Raw genomic sequence first — 20,049 nt, 5'->3', positions numbered from 1 at the left:
TTCTGCAAGTGCTGGTTTTTTGGGCAGGCGTTTGCCGGTGCTGCCCGGAATGCGGCCGGTTTACGAAATTGCCCGCATCAGCAGAAAGAGCGCATGGTCGCGGGCGGCCATTCGGACATTGGCGCGGCCAATGGCGCCGAATTCCACGGTCTCAGTGACCGTTGAACGGCCTGCACGGGCCAGGCCAAAACAGACGCGGCCCTCGGGTTTGAACTCAGATCCGCCAGGGCCTGCGATGCCGGTGACGGAAACCGCGAGCGAGACTCCTGCTTTTTTCACGGCACCTTCGGCCATTTCAGACGCGACGTCCTCGCTGACCGCACCTTTGGCGTCCAGTGTTTCCGCCTTCACGCCCAGCATCTGCATCTTGGCGCCGTTGGAATAGGTGACAAAACCGCGGTCGACCACGGCGGAGGATCCGGGGATATCCGTCAGTGCCGCTGCAATCATGCCGCCGGTGCAGCTTTCAGCGGTGGCAATGGTCACCCCTGCAGCTTTAGCTTGGGTGACCAGCTTTGCAACATCAGGACTCATAACCCCAGTACCCCGTGCGAGAAGGCGGCCAGCAGGGCAACGCCGATGGCGGCCATGGCACCGGCGATGACATCATCCATCATAACACCAAACGGGCCTTCCTGGCGATCTGCCCAGCCGACAGGACCCGGTTTCCAGATATCGAACAGACGGAACAGCAGGAACGCGCTGATCCAGCCCGGCCAAAGCACCGTGATGGCAATGCCATGCGCCCAAGCCGGATAGGAGATGGCCCAAAGCGCGATCCACTGGCCTGCGACCTCATCCACCACGATTTCAGACGGGTCGTGATTGTCGCTGCCTGCGGTCATGACCCTGGTGGCCCATAGGCCTGCAGGAATGCTGGCAAGGGTTGCCAGCGCCAGCAGGGGGAATCCGCCCAGTTGATGCAGCCCGTAGGCCAAAGGGAGAGCCGCCAGAGAACCCCAGGTGCCAGGCGCTGGGCGCAGAAAGCCGACGCCGCAGACGGTGCCGATCAATTGCGCCGGAGTCATGCTTTCACCAGTGCGGCGGTGGCGATGGCCGCGATGCCTTCGCCGCGGCCGGTGAAGCCAAGGCGCTCAGAAGTGGTGGCCTTGATCGACACCCGGTCTGCAGCGATGCCCAGAATTTCCGCCATCACTTCGCGCATCCTGGCGGCGTGGGGGCCGACTTTGGGGTATTCGCAGACCAGGGTGCAATCGACATTGGAGAGGGTGAAGCCCATTTCACGCGCCAGACTGGCAGCATGGCGCAAAAAGATCTCGCTGGCTGCCCCTTTCCACTGCGGGTCGGAGGGCGGGAAGTGCTGGCCGATATCGCCGCGGGCCAGCGCGCCATAGATCGCATCGGTGACGGCGTGCATGCCGACATCGGCGTCGGAGTGGCCCTGCAGGGTCTTGTCGTGCGGGATTTCCACACCGCAGAGGATCACGCTGTCGCCGGGGCCGAACCGGTGCACGTCGTAGCCGTTGCCAAGCCTGATATCCATGTCAGCTCCCAGAATACGTTCCGCCCGGGCAAAATCCTCGGGGCGGGTGATTTTGATGTTGTCCGGCTCGCCCGGAATGATGCGGACGTCAAGCCCTGCAGCGCGCGCGACCTCAACGTCATCCGCGGCGCCGCCGGGGTGGGCGTTGTGGGCAGCGAGGATCGCGCCGTAGCGGAACCCTTGCGGGGTTTGCGCCGCAAACAAGCCGCTGCGGTCCTGGCTGCCGGTCACGCTGCCCTCCGCGCCGGTCCACAGCGCGTCGGTCACCGGGAGGGCCGGAGCTGCGGCCGGGCTTTCATCCAAGGCGCTGATAATGCTGTGGATCAGATCGCTGCTGACACAAGGGCGGGCAGCATCGTGGATCAGCACCTTGTCTATGCTGTTCTGTTGCAGCGCCCTTAGCCCGTTGACCACCGACGCCGCGCGTTCGGTCCCGCCTTCGGCAAGGATCAGGCCGGGTTTTCCCGAAAACTCATCCCAAGCCCGATGATCGTCTGACGAGAGCACAAGCACGGTGAGGTCCACACCTGCTTTTTCGAAGGCGCCCAGCGTCCAATCGATCACCCGCCGGGTTTTCAGCGGGCGCCATTGTTTCGGCGTGCCGCCGCCTGCACGGGTGCCGCGGCCGGCGGCGACGATCAGGGCTGCTGTGGTCATGCGGGCCTCTTGATAAGTTCGGCATTTGTTTATGAGGTGGCGCGGGGATAGGCAATCACCCCGCGGAATGCGCCTGAAAAATAGGCAAATGATGATTTGCTGTGCCTTGCAAGGGGCAGTTTCATTGCTGCATAGCAGAGACTTCAGTTAAACACCTCTCAATTGCACAAGGATTAGGCAGTTGTCCTTCACGCTTGGAACCACTTCCATGTCGCCGCCGATCGCTCTGGCACCGATGGCTGGAATCACCGACCGGCCGTTCAGGGATCTGGTCCGCTCTTTCGGGACCGGGCTGATGGTGAGCGAGATGGTGGCAAGTCAGGAGATGGTGCAGGCCAAGCCCGGTGTGCGCGAGCGGGCGGAACTGAGCGCGGATGTGGAGAATACAGCGGTGCAGCTGGCCGGGCGTGATGAATACTGGATTGCCGAGGCCGCCCGGCAGGTCGCAGGGCAGGGCGCGCGGATCATCGACATCAACATGGGTTGCCCGGCGAAAAAGGTGACCAATGGCTATTCCGGATCAGCTCTGTTGAAGACGCCGGACCACGCGCTGCGGCTGATCGAGGCTGTTGTGGGAGCCGTGGATGTGCCGGTGACGCTGAAGACCCGGCTGGGTTGGGACGATAATTGCCTGAACGCGCCGGATGTGGCGCGCCGGGCCTGCGCGGCAGGCGTGCAGATGGTCACGATCCATGGCCGCACCCGCTGCCAGTTCTACAAGGGGGCGGCGGATTGGAGGGCGATCCGGGCAGTGAAGGATGCAGTCAGCGTTCCGCTGCTTGCCAACGGCGATATTGTGGATACGGCAACCGCACGCCGGGCGCTGGAGCTGTCCGGTGCTGACGGTGTGATGATCGGGCGCGGCGCGGGAGGCAAGCCCTGGCTGCTGGCCGAAGTGGCGCATGAGCTGTGGGGGACGCCGGCACCGGATGTGCCGGCAGGCGATGCGCTGATTGCAATGGTTGCAGAACATTACCGGGCGATGCTCGACTTTTACGGACTGGATCTGGGCATACGCGTCGCGCGTAAGCATCTGGGCTGGTACATGGATGAGGCCGGAACCGGTCCTGCAATGCGACGTGCTGTGCTGACAGAGAAGGACCCGGAAGACGTGATTGCGTTGCTTCCCGAGGCGCTGACCGCGCAACAGCCGGAGGCCGCCGCATGAAGGACAGCATTGCCCTCTGGGCCTCTTTGCCGGTGCCTGCGTTTCTGATCGATGCCTGGGACAAGATTGCCGATGTAAATGCGGCTGGCGAGGGGTTCTTGAATACCTCGCGCAAGGCGCTGGTGGGGCTGCCGGTTTGGGATGCGCTGGCCATTGATGCGCCCATTGAGGTGGCCTTTGCCCGTGCGCGGGTGCAGGGCACGCCGCTGTTCGTGAATGACATCGACGTCGGCTCCGGCAGCCGGGCACCGCTGCAATGCGGGGTTCAGATTGCGCCGCTGCATGGGCAGGAGGGGGTGATGCTGCTGATGGTCACCCCGCGGGAGCTGGCCGGGCGGATGACCCAGACCCATTCCGCCAAATCCGCTGCCGCCTCGGCCATTGGCATGGCAGAGATGCTGGCGCATGAGATCAAGAACCCGCTGGCCGGCATCACCGGGGCGGCGCAGCTTCTGAGCATGAACCTGAGTTCTGATGACTTGGAGCTGACCGAACTGATCGTCAGCGAAAGCCGCCGGATTGTGAAATTGCTGGATCAAGTGGAACAATTCGGCAACCTGACCGGGCCGGCGTTCAAGCCGGTGAACCTGCACGATGTGCTGGACCGGGCGCGGCGATCAGCGCTGCTGGGGTTCGGCGCCCGCATGACCATTACGGAAAACTATGATCCCTCGCTGCCATTGGCCTGGGGGGATGCGGATCAACTGCTGCAAGTGGTGCTGAATTTACTCAAGAACGCCTCGGAGGCTGCTGGTTCGAAAGGCGGAAATATTTCTATCCGCACTTTCTATGAACATTCTTTCCGGCTGCGCCGCAGTGATGGAACCGGCAAACTGCTGCCTTTGCAGATCGAAATCTGCGACGATGGGCCGGGGCTGCCGGAGAAGATCAAGGATGACATTTTCGACCCGTTTGTGTCGGGCCGGGAGAATGGCACCGGGCTGGGCCTTGCATTGGTGAGCAAGATCATTTCGGAGCATAATGGCTGGATATCCGTAAGCTCGGTTCCCGGGCGCACGGTGTTCCGGCTGTCGCTGTCGCGCGTTCCGCGTGACGGAAAACCGCAGGAGAGCTGATCCATGGACGGCACCGTACTGGTCGCAGATGACGACCGCACCATCCGCACCGTTCTGACCCAGGCGCTGACGCGCGCGGGCTGTAAGGTGCATGCGACCTCTTCGCTTACCACGCTGATGCGATGGGTGGCAGAGGGCAAGGGTGATGCAGTCATTTCGGATGTCATGATGCCGGATGGGAACGGGTTGGAAATGCTTCCCAAAATCCAGGCGGACCGGCCCGGTCTGCCGGTGATCGTGATTTCAGCGCAGAATACCATCATGACTGCGATCAAGGCGGAGGAGGCCGAAGCCTACGACTATCTGCCGAAACCGTTTGACCTTCCGGAGCTGATGAAGCGCACGGCCAAAGCATTGGCGGCCAAGCGGGTGGCGCCTGTAGCCGCAAAGGCCGAATCGCAAGATCATCCGGAAGAGTTGCCGCTGATTGGCCGCAGCGAGGTGATGCAGACGCTGTACCGGCTGATCGCGCGGGTGATGAATACGGAACTGCCGCTTCTGATCACCGGTGAAAGCGGCACTGGTAAATCACTGATCGCGCAGGCCATTCACGACTTTTCCGACAGACGGACTTTGCCCTTCGTTCATGCTGATGCCGCGGCATTGATCGAGCTGGAAGGGCCGGCGCGGCTGCTGGCTCAGGCCAAGGGCGGCTCGCTGGTGATAGATGAACTGGCCGACCTGCCGGAAGAGGCCCAGGCGCGGCTGGTGCGGATGATGGACACGCCGGGTGACCATGCGCCGCGGTTCATCGCCTCCAGTCAGAAAGATCTGGCCGCGGCGATCGAGGCCGGAGAGCTGCGCCAGGATCTCTACTACAGGATTTGCGGAACTGCACTGCATGTGCCAGCGCTGCGCGAGCGGGTGGAAGACATACCGCTGCTGGCGGAGCATTTTCTGATCCGGGCTGAAAACGAAGGCGGGCCGCACCGCGAGCTGAGTGAAGGTGCGCGGGACGTGCTCCGCAATTTCGGCTGGCCTGGCAACGTGCGCCAGCTGGAAAACACCGTCCGGCGGCTGGCGCTGACAGCCCGCGGCGAGGAAATCAGCCAGGCGGATGCGGCAGCGGTGCTGGGGCCGCAGAACGGGCCGGAGCCTGCCACGGCGGGCCTTGCCAATGAAAAACTGTCGGAGTCGGTGGCCCGCCACCTGCAGCGCTATTTCGATCTGCATGGCGACTTGCTGCCGCCGCCGGGGCTTTATATGCGGCTGCTGCGCGAGGTGGAAGCACCGCTTATCGAAATCGCGCTGGCGGCGACCGGCGGCAATCAGGCAAAATGCGCCGAATTGCTGGGGATCAACCGGAATACTTTGCGAAAGAAGATCACGGATCTGGATATTGAGGTGACACGCCGCCGCAAACTGATGTAATATCGCCACAGAAATGTGGCCTTGTTGTGAATTCCCTAGGCAGGGCCACGAGATATGGCGGTGACTCGCAAAGAGTTGCACATCAGGATGAGGGCAGTCAGTGGCGCATAAGTCACATCTGAGGGCGGCATACGGGCCTTTTGCGGCCTTGGACCGGTGGCGGAGAACCCGCCGGGCGCGCAATATCGGCACCATTGGCCTGGTTCTGCTGGGACCGGTGCTGGCATTGGCGACTTTTTTCATCATCGGCCCGTTGGGGCAGGGGGCGTCCTCCAGACCGCTGCGGCTGATACTGTTGGCAGACCTGGTTTACATCCTGACCATTGCGGCGCTGGTGATGACGCAGATCGTCCGGCTGTTTGCGGCCCGGCGTTCCAAATCGGCGGGCTCCCGGCTGCACTTGCGGCTGATCGGGGCCTTTGGATTTCTGGCGTTGATCCCCACTGTCATTGTTGCCGTATTCGCCGTGCTGACGGTGAATGTCGGGCTTGAGGGCTGGTTTTCCCAGCGGGTGCGGCAGGTGATCGGCAGTTCACTGGCTGCGGCGGAAGCGTATCAGGCGCAGCAGAAAAACGACCTGACCGAAGATGCCCGCGCGCTGGCGCGCTACTTGGACAACAGCCGTGCCCGCAGTTTCTTCATCAATGACGCAGAGCTGCGTCTGGTGCTGTCACAAGGCCAGCTGCAGATCCAGCGCGGGCTGCGCGAGGCGTATATCGTCGACAGCGCCGGCCTGATCCGGGCGCGCGGCGAGCGGTCTTACGAGTTCGACTTTGAGAAGCCGAATGACCGCCAGATCAGTGCCGCCCGCGAGGATGGCTTTCTGCTTATCGAGGACTGGAGAGATAGTGAGTTCCGCGCGCTGGTGCGGCTGGAGGCGTTTGTCGACCGGTTTCTCTACATCAGCCGTGATGTGGACGGGGAGCTTCTGAACCTTCTGGATGACACCCAGGAAACCGCGCATCTGTATCAGCAGCTGGAAAGTGAGCGCGGAAGGGTGCTGTTTGAATTTGCGCTGCTCTATATCGGTTTTGCGGTGATCCTGATCCTCGCGGCGATGTGGCTGGGCATGTGGTTTGCCGAGCGGTTGTCGCGCCCGGTCGGGCGTCTGACAGTGGCGGCGCAACGGGTTGGATCCGGCAACCTGGATGTGCAGGTGCCGATAGATGACGGTGGCGATGAAATCTCGCAATTGGGTCAGTATTTCAATCAGATGACGCGGGAACTTAAGGCGCAGCACGGGCGCCTTCTGGACAATACCCGGCAAATCGAACGCCGCCGCCGACTGTTTGATTCTGTGCTGTCATCGGTAACGTCGGGGGTTGTCGGGCTGGACGCCGCCGGGCGTGTCACCTTTGTGAACCGGTCGGCGGAGCGGCTTTTGGACTGGCAGGAGGATCAGCAATCCCTGGCCTTGTCGGTGGCAGTGCCGGAGTTCGGACCGCTGTTTGCCGAATTGGTGGAAACCAGCGCCGAAGTGGTGCAGGAGGAAATCAAAGTCTCCCGTCAGGGCCGGCTGGAAAACCTGCTGGTGCGGATGTCGTTGCGCCGGTCGGAACAGGGACGGCTGGAAGGCTATGTGGTGGCCTTTGACGATGTGACCGATCTTGTCAGCGCTCAGCGGATGGCGGCCTGGGGCGATGTGGCGCGCCGGATTGCCCATGAGATTAAAAATCCGCTGACTCCGATCCAGCTGAGCGCGGAGCGGATCAAACGCAAATTCGCGCCCAAACTGGGAGAGGAAAACAGCGACCAGCTGCAATCGATGACCGATGTGATTGTGCGCCAGACAAATGATCTGCGCAGGATCGTTGATGAATTCTCGAAATTCGCCCGCATGCCGGAACCGGAGCGGCGCGAAGAGGATCTGGTCCAATTGCTGCGGGATGCGGTCATCCTGCAGCAGCAGGGCCAGCCTGGTGTCCGGATCAAGGCTGAGTTGCCCGAAGCAGCCATGCCCTCCGATCTGGATGCCACCATGATTGGCCAAGCATTGACCAATCTAATTAAAAACGCGGGCGAAGCCATTGAAAGCCTGCAGATAAAGGAAAACCCGCAAGGGCTGGTGCCGGAGATCCGGGTGACGGCAGCCAAGGCGGGAAATTTCTATGAAATCCGTATTGCCGACAACGGCATCGGCTTGCCCGAAGACCGGGCCCGGCTGTTCGAGCCTTATGTGACTACGCGGGATGCGGGCACCGGGCTGGGGCTGCCGATTGTTAAGAAAATCATCGAAGAGCACGGGGGCACGCTGACGCTGGAAGATGCCCCGGTATTCGAGGGACACGCGCATTACGGCGCGATGGCGGTAATCCGCCTGCCAGCCGTGAACCGGACGGCGGCGCCAAACAAGAGCACAGTGAAAGCAGGTCTGACATGAGTGACATTCTGATTGTAGACGACGAGCGCGACATCCGCGAACTGGTCTCGGACATTCTGGAGGATGAAGGCTACGCCACCCGCAAGGCGGCCAATTCCGACGAATGCATGGCCCGTTTGGAAGAATCCGAGCCGGCACTGATGATTCTGGACATCTGGCTGAAGGACAGCCAGATGGACGGTATCGATATCCTTAAGGCCGTTAAACGCGACAACCCGGAGATCCCGGTGGTGATCATTTCCGGCCATGGCAACATCGAAATTGCAGTCGCGGCGATCAAGCAGGGGGCCTATGACTTCATCGAGAAGCCCTTTAACATCGACCAGCTGATGGTGGTGATCCGACGTGCGATGGAAACTTCGCGCCTGCGCCGGGAGAATTCGGATCTCAAGCGCAAGGATACCGGTCCGGCGGAAATGATCGGAACCTCTGCGTCGTTCCGGACACTGATAAGCCAGCTGGACAAGGTGACCAAGTCAAACGGCCGGGTGATGCTGACAGGCCCGGCCGGCAGCGGCAAGGAAATTGCCGCGCGCTACATCCATGCCAATTCAAACCGGGCCTCCGCCCCCTTCATCACCGTGAACTGCGCCAGTATCGAACCCGACCGGATGGAAGAGGTTCTGTTCGGCCGCGAGTCGTCGGAGCGCGGGGTGGAACCCGGGCTGCTGGAACAGGCCCATGGCGGTGTGGTGTTCTTTGACGAAGTTGCCGATATGCCGCTCGGCACCCAATCCAAGATTCTTCGGGTGCTGGTGGATCAGCAGTTCCAACGGGTCGGCGGCTCGGACAAGGTCCGGGTCGATCTGCGGGTGGTGTCTGCAACCAACAAGAACCTCGACGCTGAAATCGAGGACGGCCGCTTCCGCCAGGAGCTGTATCACCGGCTGAATGTGGTGCCGGTTGCGGTGCCCTCGCTGGCGGATCGGCGCGAGGATATTCCGCTGCTGGCCGGCCATTTCATCGCCCAATTCAATGAGGCCCAGGGGCTGCCGCTGCGGGAGCTGACCGAAGAGGCTGTGGCGCTGATGCAGACCATGCTGTGGCCTGGCAATGTTCGCCAGCTCAAGAACCTGGTGGAGCGGGTGCTGATTCTTGGCGATGGCAGCGGTCCGATCGAGGCCAAGGATTTGCCGCGTGAAGAAGACAAGCCGCAGGAAGAAGGCCGGGTGGTCCTGTCCGGGGCGCTGGCGACACTGCCGCTGCGCGAGGCACGGGAGGCGTTTGAACGTGAATACCTGCTGACCCAGATCAACCGCTTTGGCGGCAACATCAGCCGCACGGCGTCTTTTGTCGGCATGGAGCGTTCAGCGCTGCACCGTAAGCTGAAGTCGCTGGGGGTTGTGACCTCAAACAAGGCGGGCGCCCGTGTGGCGCATGTGGAGGCCGAGGAGGAACAGGCCTGATCAAGCCGCCCTTGCGCCCGGAATTTCCGGGCGCGGGCGGTTTTGCATCGCCGGATCAGAACAGGTCTTGGCGGATCGGGTTCAGCGCGAAATGGACCTGTGCGGCCAGTTGCAACTGGCTGATGGCATCACTGGGAACGGTTGCGGGCAGACCTGCTTGGCGCGCCCAATTCGCCAGCTGATTGCGAGACGCCGGGCCGAACTGGCCGTCAATGGCGATCCCCGCCCCCAGCTGGCGCAGGATGTATTGGGTGCCTGCGGCGATGTCTGATTCCGCCATGCCGGACAACAGCTCCCGCGCTGCGGCGCGTGCATCGGGATTATTCAACGCCATCGCCTTGCCCGCCCGCGCCGCGGCGGCGTGGGCAGGGATCCGGTCCGGCAGCCTGTTGAGGGCAACCCAGGCGCCGTTGGCGCCGCCCCAGGCGTCGCCGCGCGACAGCCCCATGTCATACCATTCCAGCGCTTCGGCTGCGTCGCTGCCAGGCAGGTCGCCGCTCATGATCATCCGGCCGATTTCAGCCGGCGCATGGGGATGGCCCAGCTGTGCGGCCTCGGCAAACAGCGTGCGTGCTTTTTCCTTGTCCACTGTCTGGCCCGCACCGCCATCGCGGTACACATAGCCAAGGTTGGCAGTGCCATAGATATCGCCGCGCCCGGCAGAAGCCTGCAGGTAGGAAAAGCCGCGTTCCGGCTGCGCCAGTTCATCCCCGCTCCACAGAAAGAAAACCCCCAGCTCATTCATTGAATAGGTATGGCCCAGCTCCACTGCCCGGCTGAGCAGGTCAAAACCGCGCTGCTTTTCTTCCGGCGTGCCGTTTTTGCGCAAAAGCCGCTTGCCGCGAGCGTGCATCGAAAAGGGGTCGCCCGCCTCGATCCCCTTGTCCCATAAGGCAAAGGCCTTGTCCGGGTTATAGGGAATGGGCACAGTTTCGCGATCGACATTCGGGGTGACATGGAGATAAGCGACCGCGTTGTAGGCGCGGACATGGTTCAGTTCCGATGCCTTTTCAAAGGCCTCATAGGCTTCGATCAAGCGCCCCTGGCCCTGCAGAGCGCGGCCGAGCTGATAGTGCAGGCGGCCGATTCCCGGAGCGGCCCCGATAGCGTCACGGCAGGCAGACTCGGCTTCCTTAAGGTTGATTTCGTTGGGATAACGGTACAGGCCAACCCCCTGCAAATCCAGTAAATCACCGGCTTCGAGGTCGCATTGCCGGGCGATCATTTCCAGGTTCACGGTCACGTCGCGCACCGCGCCGGCCTGGGCCAGCCGCAGCACCATCCGGTCTTTGCGGACCTGACCGCCGTCTTTGCGGGCAGGAAGCTCGGTCAGTTTCGGCGCGTAGCTGAGGCTGAGACCGGTACTGTCCCCGGTTTGCAGCGACGTCACCCCGGACGAGGGCGATTCAACAATCGACACGGTGGTTCCGGAGCGGACATATGGGCTGATTTCCGGCGCCAATTCCAGCGCACGGCCCAAGGGGATTTTCACCGACAGTTCGGCGGGCATCCGGTGAAGGCCGGCCACTTCGGTTTCGGATTCAGCCATGGCAATATTCAATGATCGCTCCGCCGGGCGCAGGTAGACCTTCTGCATCAGAGTCGAGCTTTCCCAAGGCACCTGCGTGTTGCCGGTCGCCGCATAGACATCGCCGCGTATTGCTGAAAGGACGGTCATCGCATCTTCGTCAGGCCGGTCCGGAAAATGCCGCACGACCGAGGCGGTATAGGGGCTGTTGCCGCCAGGCTCGCCATCCAGCGCCGTTGCGCCGGGCGACGTGGAAAATGCCACCAATGTGTTGAGCGGCGGTCGGAACACGTCGAACCCTTCGCGCGCTTCATAAAGCTGGGCGCCGACCTCGGCGTTAAGCTTGGCGTCTGGCACCGGGTTGTCGCGGCAGGAATCCAGCATCAGGATCTGGCTGCCCGCCTTGCCGCCGAGAATGGCAGAGACACGGTCAAGGGTGACCGACTGAAAGGGCAGATCGTGAATGCCGGTAAGCTCCGCGTCGCTGGTCAGCAGGTAATTGCGCCGCCCCAGCTGGATACCGTGGCCTGCATAATAGAAGAACACCTGGCTGCCGTCGCGGATGTTGAGAGCGGCCTGGCGCAGCAGCGCTTCAAACCCGCGCTTGTCCAGGTCGTAGCCCTCGTAGACCGTGTAGCCGAAGGAGCTGAGCATCTCTGCCATTGCCTTGGCGTCCTGGCGGGTGTTGGTCAGGTCGGTGACGTGGTCATAATCCTGAATGCCGATCACGATGGCGGTTTCCGGAGCATTGCCCCGCTCGCTGGTTTCATAGGCCGCCTGGGCAGCTGAGGACAGCAGCAGTGCTGTACCGGTCAAAAGGGCTGCTGCAAGGGAGGGAAATCTAGACAGATGGGGGATCATGGCAGCGCCCGGGTTTAACCCCAGCCTCCGCCGCCGCCGGACCCACCGCCGCCTCCGCCGGACCCTCCACCGCCGCCGCCGCCGCCGGCTCCGCTGCCCGACCCGGGGCCACTGCCTCGATAGGCGGGCTCAGGCGATTCTTCTGCCGGGATGACCGGGGCCCTGGTGGCCGCCGCAGGTGCCGGGCGCGCTGACGGCGTGGTATAAGATGCAGGCGCAGACGCCGGGGCTGCTGCCGGAGGCGGGGCAATCGGAGCCACGGGCTCGCAGGCTGCTGTCACGGCTGCAAGAGGGAGCGCGGCAAACAGGAAATGTATCCGCATCGGGAACCTTTCTCTATGAACTACTGGTCAGCAAACAATCCGCGACCAGCTTACGTGATCCGGTGGCGCAATTCAAAGTTAGCCTGCCGCGCACCGCCGGCAAGGGAGTGAGCCTAACCGCCTGTGCGGATGCTGGTGCTGCCATCCTTGTTGCGCTGCGCGCAGGATGCGTCGCTCAGCGGGGCCAGCTGCGGTCCGGCCACCGCGGCCGGGTTGGGGCGGGTGCAGCGTTTCAGCGCGATCTGCTGGTAGCCCTTGGTTGCCATGCAGGATTTCTCCAGACGTTGGCGCAGGGGCTTGTTCACATCCACCGTGTAGATGCCGCCGTCTGCCCAATATCCGGGCCGGTAATAGCAGCTGCCGCCGGAACAGACTTTGCGGCCGGGGTAGAACACCGGGGGGTGCTGGCGGATTTGATTGGCGACGGGCGCATCCCGCAGTGCTTGTGCCGCACAGCCAAGCTCATCACTTTGCAGGAGCGATACATCCGCCCCCTGCCTGTAGTAGACAGGCACCGGGCCGCAAGCCGCTGTGCCCAACAGCAAAACCAGGGCCGCCATGATCGACCGATCCTTGCACATACGCAAAGAATGGCTGCAATCAGAGCAAGTTACAATTAAATTGACCGTGAAAGCGGCTTCTGTCATTCACATCGGACGAAACTCCGCCCGAAATTCCGCCAAGGGACACGCAAATGAAGGTCATTATCTGCGGTGCGGGCCAGGTCGGCTGGCAGATCGCCCGCCATCTGTCCGGCGAGCACAATGATGTGACGGTTGTCGACAACAACCCGGAACTGGTGCGGCGGGCGACAGATACACTGGACGTGCAGGGCATCCATGGGTTTGCCTCTTATCCGGATGTGCTGGACCGGGCCGGGGCGCGGGATGCCGACATGATCATCGCGGCCACCCATTCGGACGAGGTCAACATGGTGACCTGCCAGGTGGCGCACTCGGTCTTCAAGGTCCAGCGCAAGATCGCCCGTCTGCGGGCCAAAAGCTATCTGACGGCGATTTATTCCGACCTTTACCAGCGCGAGCATCTGCCGATTGACGTGGTGATCAGCCCCGAGAGGGAGGTGGCGGCAGCGGCAATGCAGCGGCTGTCGGCGCCGGCGGCGTTTGACACCGAGACCTTCATGGGCGGCAAGGCGCAGCTTTTGGGGATCCATATCGACGCTGATTGCCCGGTGGTGAATACGCCGCTGCGGCAGCTGACCGATTTGTTTTCGACGCTGCGCGCGATTGTGGTCGGGGTGCGGCGCGACGGCACATTGTTTGCGCCGGAACCGGGCGACCAGCTGTTTGTGGGCGACAGCTGCTATGTGTTCAGCCACGCCGATGACGTGCCCCGCACCATCGAAGTGTTCGGCAAGCACGAAAAGCGCCAGGACCGGGTGGTCGTGGTCGGCGGCGGCAACGTCGGCCTGGAAGTGGCCAAGGCGCTGGAGGCCAGCACAACACGGATCCGGGCCAAGATGATCGAACGCGACCGCGCCTGTGCCGAGCGGGCGGCGGAAACCCTGGAACGCACCATTGTGCTGAACGGCGACGGGCTGGACCGGGCGCTGATGATCGAAGCGGGCATCGAAAAGGCGGACGCGATGCTGGCGGTAACTGATGACGACAAGACCAACATGCTGGCCGCTGTGCGTGCCAAGGCCGAGGGCTGCCCGCTGGCGATTGCGCTGATCAACGACCCGACCCTGGTGCCGCTGCTGCCGCATCTGGGCATCGATGCCTATATCAACCCGCGCTCCACCACCGTCAGCTCAATCCTGCGCCATATCCGCTATGGCCGGGTGCGCCAGGTCTACTCATTGGGCGATGCCGAGGCTGAGATGATCGAAGCCGAGGTGCTGTCGACCTCGCCGATTGCCGGCCAGATGATCCGGGAAACGGATTTCCCCGAAGGCGTGCTGGTCGGCGGGGTGCTGAAAAACGGCGAGATGCTGCGACCCTCGGGTCAGATGCGGATCGAGGAGGGCGATGTGATTGCGCTCTTTGCGGTGGCGGCCGATGTGCCTGAGGTCGAGCGCCTGCTGCAGGTTTCGATCGACTATTTCTAAGATGCGCCGCCCTGTCAAAGCTCCCATTGGCGTGCTGCGCCTGCCGCTGTTTCTGCTGATCTGGGGCATTGCCTCGCTGGCGATGTGGCTGCCGGCCGTTCATGCGCTGGTGCTGGACGACCATCATACTTCGCGCAGTTTTTTCTATGCCGGTGTTGCCGGGCTTGTACTGGTGGTGCTGATCGGCCTGTCGATGGGCAACCGGGTCCCGCGCTACGGGATGCCGGGGCAATTGCTTTCGCTGCTGGCAACCTTCACCGTGCTGCCGTTGTTTCTGGCGGTGCCGGTTCAGGATGCGCTGGTCAGCACCCGGTTTTTGAACGCCTATTTCGATATGGTCAGCGCCATCACCACCACCGGCGCCGACATCTGGGGCGACCCGGGGCGGCTGCCGCCCAGCGTGCATCTGTGGCGGGCGCTTGTCGGCTGGCTTGGCGGGCTTTTGATGTGGGTGGCCGCGTCGGCGGTGCTGGCGCCGATGTCATTGGGCGGGTTTGAAGTCACCGCCAAAGGGGAACCCGGCGGCGGCATGGCCGGTCCATTGCATATGGAACGGGCAGACCCCCGCCGTCAGCTGGTACTGGTCACCCGCACCTTGGCGCCGGTTTATGCCGGATTGACTCTTGTACTGTGGCTTTTGCTGATGATCACCGGCGAGCAGGCACTGGCCGGTCTCAGCCATGCGATGTCTGTCATGGCGACCTCGGGGATATCTGCGACTGGTGGCGTCGAGAACGCCGCCAGCGGTCTGGCGGGCGAAATGGTGATGTTCCTGTTCATGTTCTTCGCGTTGTCGCGGCTGACCTTTTCCAGTGACACAGTCACCGCAGGGGAGGGGCGGCTGGACAAAGACCCTGAGTTCCGCACCGGGTTGTTGATCGTCTTTGGAGTGCCGCTGCTGCTGTTCCTGCGCCACTGGGTTGCCGCCTACGAAGTGGATGCCGGGCAAGATCTGCTGCAAGCCTTGCGGGCGCTATGGGGCACCGTGTTTACGGTGCTGTCGTTCCTGTCGACCACCGGTTTTGAAAGCGCTCATTGGGAAGCCGCCCAGGCCTGGTCGGGACTGGAAACTCCGGGGATGATCCTTCTGGGGCTGGCGGTTTTCGGAGGCGGCGTCGCCACCACTGCTGGCGGGGTCAAGCTGCTGCGGGTCTATGCGCTTTACCTCAACGGTTTGCGCGAAATGGAGCGTCTGGTGCATCCCAGCTCGGTGAGCGGTGAAGGCAACCGCACCAAGCGGCTGCAAAAGAACGGGGCGTTTGTGGCTTGGGTATTTTTCATGCTTTTTGCTTTGTCGCTGGCCGTGGTCAGCACTGCACTGGCCGCAGTCGGCTCGGATTTTGAGCAATCGCTGGTGCTTGCGGTTGCCGCGCTGTCGACCACCGGCCCGCTGGCAGAAGCGGCCGGCAGCACGCCGATTGTGCTGAACCTGCTGACAGCTCCGGCCAAGCTGATCTTGTGCATTGCGATGGTGCTGGGGCGGCTGGAGACGCTGGCCTTCATCGCGCTGTTGTCACCCAACCTCTGGCGCAGCTGACCGCCCTTCAGGGTGAAAGGTGTTTTTCGGGTGGAAACTTGCAATTTCTCCGTTCATAGTGAACTTAATGTGCGCGCTGGTCCGCGGCGCGCGGCAAGAACAAAGGCGAGATACTAAAAATGGCTTCGGACAGACAGAATCTTCAGGATGCCTTCCTGAATCACGTTCGCAAAACCAAGGTTCCGGTTACAATCTTTCTGATCAACGGGGTCAAACTGCAGGGTGTGATCACCTGGTTCGACAACTTCTGCGTGCTGCTGCGCCGCGACGGACAGTCGCAGCTGGTCTACAAACACGCGATTTCGACTATCATGCCTGCCCAGCCGATCAGTCTCTATGAGGGTGAAGACTCCAATTGATGGAGCATGAAAGGACGCGCACCCGTGCCTGGGTGCTGCATCCGGAAATCAAATCCGACAGCGGGCGCCGCGAGGCGGCTCCTGCGCTTGATGAGGCCATTGCACTGGCAGCGGCCTTGCCCGATCTTGATGTGATCGGTTCCAATGTGGTGCGCCTGCCCAAGGCGCACGCGGGGATGCTGTTCGGCTCTGGCAAGATCGAAGAGCTGGCAGGCATCCTGAAGGCGAATGAGGTGGAGCTGGTCCTGATTGACGGGTCGGTGTCTCCGGTGCAGCAGCGCAATTTGGAGAAAGCCTGGAAGGTCAAGATCCTCGACCGGACCGGACTGATCCTCGAGATATTCTCGGACCGTGCGGCCACCCGAGAAGGTGTATTGCAGGTCGAAATGGCGGCGCTCAGCTATCAGCGGACCCGGCTGGTGCGGGCCTGGACCCACCTGGAGCGCCAGCGTGGCGGATTGGGATTTGTCGGCGGACCCGGCGAAACCCAGATCGAGGCCGACCGCCGTGCCATCGACGACCAGTTGGTGCGCCTGCGGCGGCAGCTCGATAAGGTGGTGAAGACCCGGACGCTGCACCGTGCCTCGCGGGCCAAGGTGCCCTATCCGATTGTGGCTTTGGTGGGCTATACCAATGCTGGCAAATCGACGCTATTCAACCGGCTGACCGGGGCCGAAGTGATGGCCAAAGACATGCTCTTTGCCACGCTTGACCCGACCATGCGACGGGTGCAGATCCCGGACGGCCCCGAGGTGATCCTGTCCGATACAGTTGGTTTTATCTCGGACTTGCCGACCGAACTGGTGGCTGCCTTCCGTGCGACGCTGGAGGAAGTTCTGGCTGCGGATGTGATCCTGCATGTGCGCGACATCAGCCATGATGAAAGCAAGCAGCAGGCCGCGGATGTGGAGGCAATCCTGGCCTCATTGGGGGTGGATGAAAACCGCGCCCGGATCGAGGTTTGGAACAAGCTGGACCAGTTGCCCGCAGAAGACGCCGAAGCCCGCCGCCAGCGTGCGGAACGTGAGGATGGCATCCACGCAATCTCGGCTCTGACGGGTGAGGGGCTGGATGGGTTGCTGGCCGATATCGCAGAGCAGCTTCAGGGCGTGCGGCACGAGGAGCTGTTGAAACTCACCTTTGCCGAGGGCAAGCAGCGGGCCTGGTTGTTCAGGGAAGATCTGGTTCAGAGCGAAGAACAGACCGAGACCGGTTTTGACATCACCGTGCTGTGGACCGACCGGCAAAAGGCCAAGTTCGAAAGACTGTGAACCTTTTGGGTCATGCGAGAACGGAAAAGGGCGCCGCAGCGCCCTTTTTTATTGCCTTGGAGTGATCCGGGTGATGCCGACGGCTGCGGCGCGGGCCAGGTTCTCGTCCAGCGACATCGGAATGTATTCGCCGCGGCGCCACAGCTGGGCCATGTCATCATAGTATCGCGACAGAGGATGGCCGGACTGGCCGGTTGAAACGATAAAGACGGAACTGTCGGGGTCGGCGAAATCATAGACCCCGCGGTAGCCGGCGGAATGGATGTTCTGAAAAGGATCGGGATCCCTGCCTGAGCTTTTCCCGCGCTGCAGGGTGTTGCCGCTGCCGCTGGTGGACTGGCGGATGTTCACGAAATAGCGCAGTACCGGGACCTCGCCCAGAACCGGGTGGTCCTGTGCAGCCTGATGGGCATCGCCCCAGCGCAGCGATTCCAGCGCGTCGCCATAACGTTCCTCGATCCAGATCAGTGCATCATCCAGTGCCAGCCGGGCCATTTCGGTGCAGTTTTCCTGCGGTGCGCTATGGCGCACGTTGCACCAGGCGGCAGCGCCATCAACGTCGCGGTAGACCCGTTCAATAAACAACGGCTCGACATGGCGGAAGGATTTAGCCACCGGTCCCAGCTCGTCGGTGATCAGCCGGGTCTGCAGCGCCCGCAGCCAGGCGGCATAGATCAGCGGTTCCGGCAGATGCTCGTTCATCTCGCCGTTCCATCCCGACAGCAGGGTCAGGGCAATCTGGCGCTGGCGCTCGCGGGTGCCGGCGGGCGCGGCCTCGCCGGTGAACCACAGGTCGGCTCCGATCAGCGGCAAAAGGGTGCGGGCGGTGTAGGAAACAGTGTCCAGCTGCGCCTCGATGAAACTGTCGCGGGTATGCACCTCGCGGTTCTGCATCAGTTTTTGCCAACGGTGAATGCGCTGGGTGTCGCCCCAGTCAAAGGAGACGTGGTTCGGGAAGGGCCGGTCCAGTATCTTGTTGTTGGTATTGCCCAGGATACCGCCTGCGGGGCTGATGAATTCCGGGTTATCCGCATAAGGCGCGCGGCCCTGCCAGCGGTTCTCCGGGCGCCAGCCCTGGCTTGGCATCCGGCCCTTGCTTTGGTGCGCGGCGTCGCGCACTGGAAAGGCGCCGACGGTTTTCAGCGCAATTGTATTCTGATCCGCCAGAGTCAGGTTTTGCGAGGGGGCGACAAAGTCTTCACCTGCTATGATTGCGTCCTGTACCGTGGTGGTGCGCATCAGGCTGATGGCGGCGCTCATCGAGGTATCCTTTGGGCTGAGCACAGTCCAGCTGAGCGACACCACATGGCCGGGCGGGGTGATCTCGGCCAGTTTGAACATCGAGCCGGGAAGCACCGGGCCGTTGTCGGTCCAGCGCAGGGTCAGGGTGACTGGGGCCTCGTCCTTGATCTTGATGATCGAGGGACGGGAAATGAACTTCTTGTAGCCGTCAATGCCGAGATATTCTTGGGTATTTTCCGGGTTCAACCGCTCAACGAAAAGATCCTGGTCGTCGAGGTAAGAGGAGGTAATGCCCCAGCCCAAAGCATCCGACCGTCCGGTGATCACAGCCGGGATTCCGGGGATGGTGCCGCCAATCACCCCGCCGCTGCCCAGCTCCAGCCGGGCCAGATACCAGACTCCGGGGGCGCTTAGCTGCAGGTGCGGGTCGTTGGCCAGCAATGTGCCGCCCGCCGCCGACCGGCCAGAGGCAGCCGCCCAGGCATTCGAGGCCCCTGCCAGCCCTCGCGGCGCCACGGGGAACAACAGTTTGCTTTCCTCAGCAGGTGCGGCCAAGGCGGACTGCCGGACGCCGGGAACCAGAGCGGCATATTCCGGCAGAGCGGTCAGGCCCTTGCCGGGCGCATCCGGCAGGATGTCCTTGATCCGGGTGGCGTCATTCAGCGCCAGCGAGGTGCGGGCGCGCAGGATCTCTTCCTTCATATGGCCGGAGAGCTGCAGCGCCATCAGCTTCATGATCGCGATACTGTCGGCAGGCTGCCAGGGAGCCACCGGCATGTTGAACAGGAACATTTCCGGTGCACCGCGGCCAAGCGCGTCTTCGTTGATCTCCAAAAGGCGGGCGTTGACCCCGGCGGCATATGCGTTGAGCGCGGCCATTGCTTCGGGGGATTGCACCGCCACCGATTGCTGCGCCAGGCGGTAGATATCCAGGCGGCGCAGGTAGGTGTCGGTTTCCAGCGTGCGGGTGCCGAAGATTTCCGACAGGCGGCCCTGGGCGGTGCGCCGCATCACCGTCATCTGCCACAGGCGGTCCTGCGCATGGGCATAGCCAAGGCCGAAGTACACATCCTCGTCGCTGGCGCCGAAACTGCCGAAAATATGCGGCACATTGGCGTTGTCGCGGACAATCTCTACGGGCGAGGAGAGGCCGGGCAGGGCAAGCTCCTTGTCATAATCGGGCAGCGATTGCGAGGCGAGGTAATAGACCAGTGCTATAGCCAGAACGCTTAGCAGAATCAGCCCCGCAGAAAGTCGCAGAAGCCAGCGGAAAAGATGTCCCATCAGCGTTTGTT

Annotated in this window: 15 protein-coding genes; 9 read left to right on the top strand and 6 right to left on the bottom strand. The window is 62.4% G+C overall.

Annotated elements, in window-relative coordinates; genetic code table 11:
* Positions 1-60 precede the first annotated feature (60 nt).
* The 3 genes from METH_RS09485 to METH_RS09475 are packed head-to-tail and all read right to left on the bottom strand — an operon-like array spanning position 61 to position 2,161.
* Positions 61-534 carry a CinA family protein gene (locus METH_RS09485; protein WP_044008380.1) on the bottom strand — a complete coding sequence of 158 codons (474 nt, stop codon included), beginning with the start codon at positions 532-534 and terminating at the stop codon, positions 61-63.
* Positions 531-1,028: a phosphatidylglycerophosphatase A family protein gene (locus METH_RS09480; RefSeq protein WP_024090235.1), complete on the bottom strand. Its 498-nt coding sequence runs from the start codon at positions 1,026-1,028 to the stop codon at positions 531-533. The genes METH_RS09485 and METH_RS09480 overlap by 4 nt, the downstream gene beginning before the upstream one ends.
* A complete protein-coding gene (locus METH_RS09475) occupies positions 1,025-2,161 on the bottom strand; it encodes a bifunctional 2-C-methyl-D-erythritol 4-phosphate cytidylyltransferase/2-C-methyl-D-erythritol 2,4-cyclodiphosphate synthase (protein WP_024090234.1) in 1,137 nt (378 codons plus the stop codon). Before METH_RS09475 ends, METH_RS09480 begins: the two co-directional genes overlap by 4 nt.
* Positions 2,162-2,342: 181 nt before the next feature.
* Between METH_RS09475 and dusB the strand changes: the two genes are divergently transcribed.
* The 5 genes from dusB (at position 2,343) to ntrX (ending at position 9,562) form a co-directional block, all read left to right on the top strand.
* Entirely contained in the window at positions 2,343-3,329 is a 987-nt protein-coding gene (dusB, locus tag METH_RS09470; protein ID WP_024090232.1) for a tRNA dihydrouridine synthase DusB, read from the top strand.
* A complete protein-coding gene (locus METH_RS09465) occupies positions 3,326-4,405 on the top strand; it encodes a two-component system sensor histidine kinase NtrB (RefSeq protein ID WP_024090231.1) in 1,080 nt (359 codons plus the stop codon). The genes dusB and METH_RS09465 overlap by 4 nt, the downstream gene beginning before the upstream one ends.
* A 3-nt stretch (positions 4,406-4,408) precedes the next feature.
* A complete protein-coding gene (locus METH_RS09460; RefSeq protein WP_024090230.1) occupies positions 4,409-5,776 on the top strand; it encodes a sigma-54-dependent Fis family transcriptional regulator in 1,368 nt (455 codons plus the stop codon).
* A 100-nt stretch (positions 5,777-5,876) separates the two neighbouring features.
* On the top strand, positions 5,877-8,156 hold the full coding sequence (locus METH_RS09455) for a sensor histidine kinase NtrY-like (protein WP_024090229.1): 2,280 nt from the start codon (positions 5,877-5,879) through the stop codon (positions 8,154-8,156).
* Positions 8,153-9,562, top strand: coding sequence for a nitrogen assimilation response regulator NtrX (gene ntrX / locus METH_RS09450; protein WP_024090228.1), 1,410 nt, complete (start codon positions 8,153-8,155; stop codon positions 9,560-9,562). Before METH_RS09455 ends, ntrX begins: the two co-directional genes overlap by 4 nt.
* 55 nt (positions 9,563-9,617) lie before the next feature.
* Here ntrX and METH_RS09445 read toward each other — a convergent pair whose 3' ends face one another.
* Together METH_RS09445 and METH_RS09440 are read right to left on the bottom strand one after the other, a co-directional pair.
* On the bottom strand, positions 9,618-11,906 hold the full coding sequence (locus METH_RS09445) for a caspase family protein (RefSeq protein ID WP_024090227.1): 2,289 nt from the start codon (positions 11,904-11,906) through the stop codon (positions 9,618-9,620).
* A 481-nt stretch (positions 11,907-12,387) separates the two neighbouring features.
* The gene (locus METH_RS09440) at positions 12,388-12,834 is read right to left on the bottom strand and encodes a hypothetical protein (protein ID WP_245602976.1); all 447 of its coding nucleotides are present in this window, start codon (positions 12,832-12,834) and stop codon (positions 12,388-12,390) included.
* A 134-nt stretch (positions 12,835-12,968) separates the two neighbouring features.
* Here METH_RS09440 and trkA point away from each other — a divergent pair, with 134 nt between their 5' ends.
* The 4 genes from trkA to hflX all read left to right on the top strand — a co-directional run bounded on the left by trkA (position 12,969) and on the right by hflX (position 17,512).
* The gene (trkA, locus tag METH_RS09435) at positions 12,969-14,345 is read left to right on the top strand and encodes a Trk system potassium transporter TrkA (protein WP_024090225.1); all 1,377 of its coding nucleotides are present in this window, start codon (positions 12,969-12,971) and stop codon (positions 14,343-14,345) included.
* A gap of 1 nt (position 14,346) precedes the next feature.
* Entirely contained in the window at positions 14,347-15,882 is a 1,536-nt protein-coding gene (locus METH_RS09430) for a TrkH family potassium uptake protein (RefSeq protein WP_024090224.1), read from the top strand.
* 119 nt (positions 15,883-16,001) lie between these two features.
* Entirely contained in the window at positions 16,002-16,241 is a 240-nt protein-coding gene (gene hfq, locus METH_RS09425) for an RNA chaperone Hfq (protein ID WP_005611588.1), read from the top strand.
* Positions 16,241-17,512, top strand: coding sequence for a GTPase HflX (hflX, locus tag METH_RS09420; protein WP_024090223.1), 1,272 nt, complete (start codon positions 16,241-16,243; stop codon positions 17,510-17,512). Before hfq ends, hflX begins: the two co-directional genes overlap by 1 nt.
* A gap of 48 nt (positions 17,513-17,560) precedes the next feature.
* Here hflX and METH_RS09415 read toward each other — a convergent pair whose 3' ends face one another.
* The gene (locus METH_RS09415; protein ID WP_024090222.1) at positions 17,561-20,038 is read right to left on the bottom strand and encodes a penicillin acylase family protein; all 2,478 of its coding nucleotides are present in this window, start codon (positions 20,036-20,038) and stop codon (positions 17,561-17,563) included.
* Positions 20,039-20,049: the final 11 nt, after the last annotated feature.

The organism is Leisingera methylohalidivorans DSM 14336 (assembly GCF_000511355.1).
GTDB lineage: Bacteria > Pseudomonadota > Alphaproteobacteria > Rhodobacterales > Rhodobacteraceae > Leisingera > Leisingera methylohalidivorans.
This window is presented reverse-complemented; position numbering and strand designations above follow the sequence as displayed.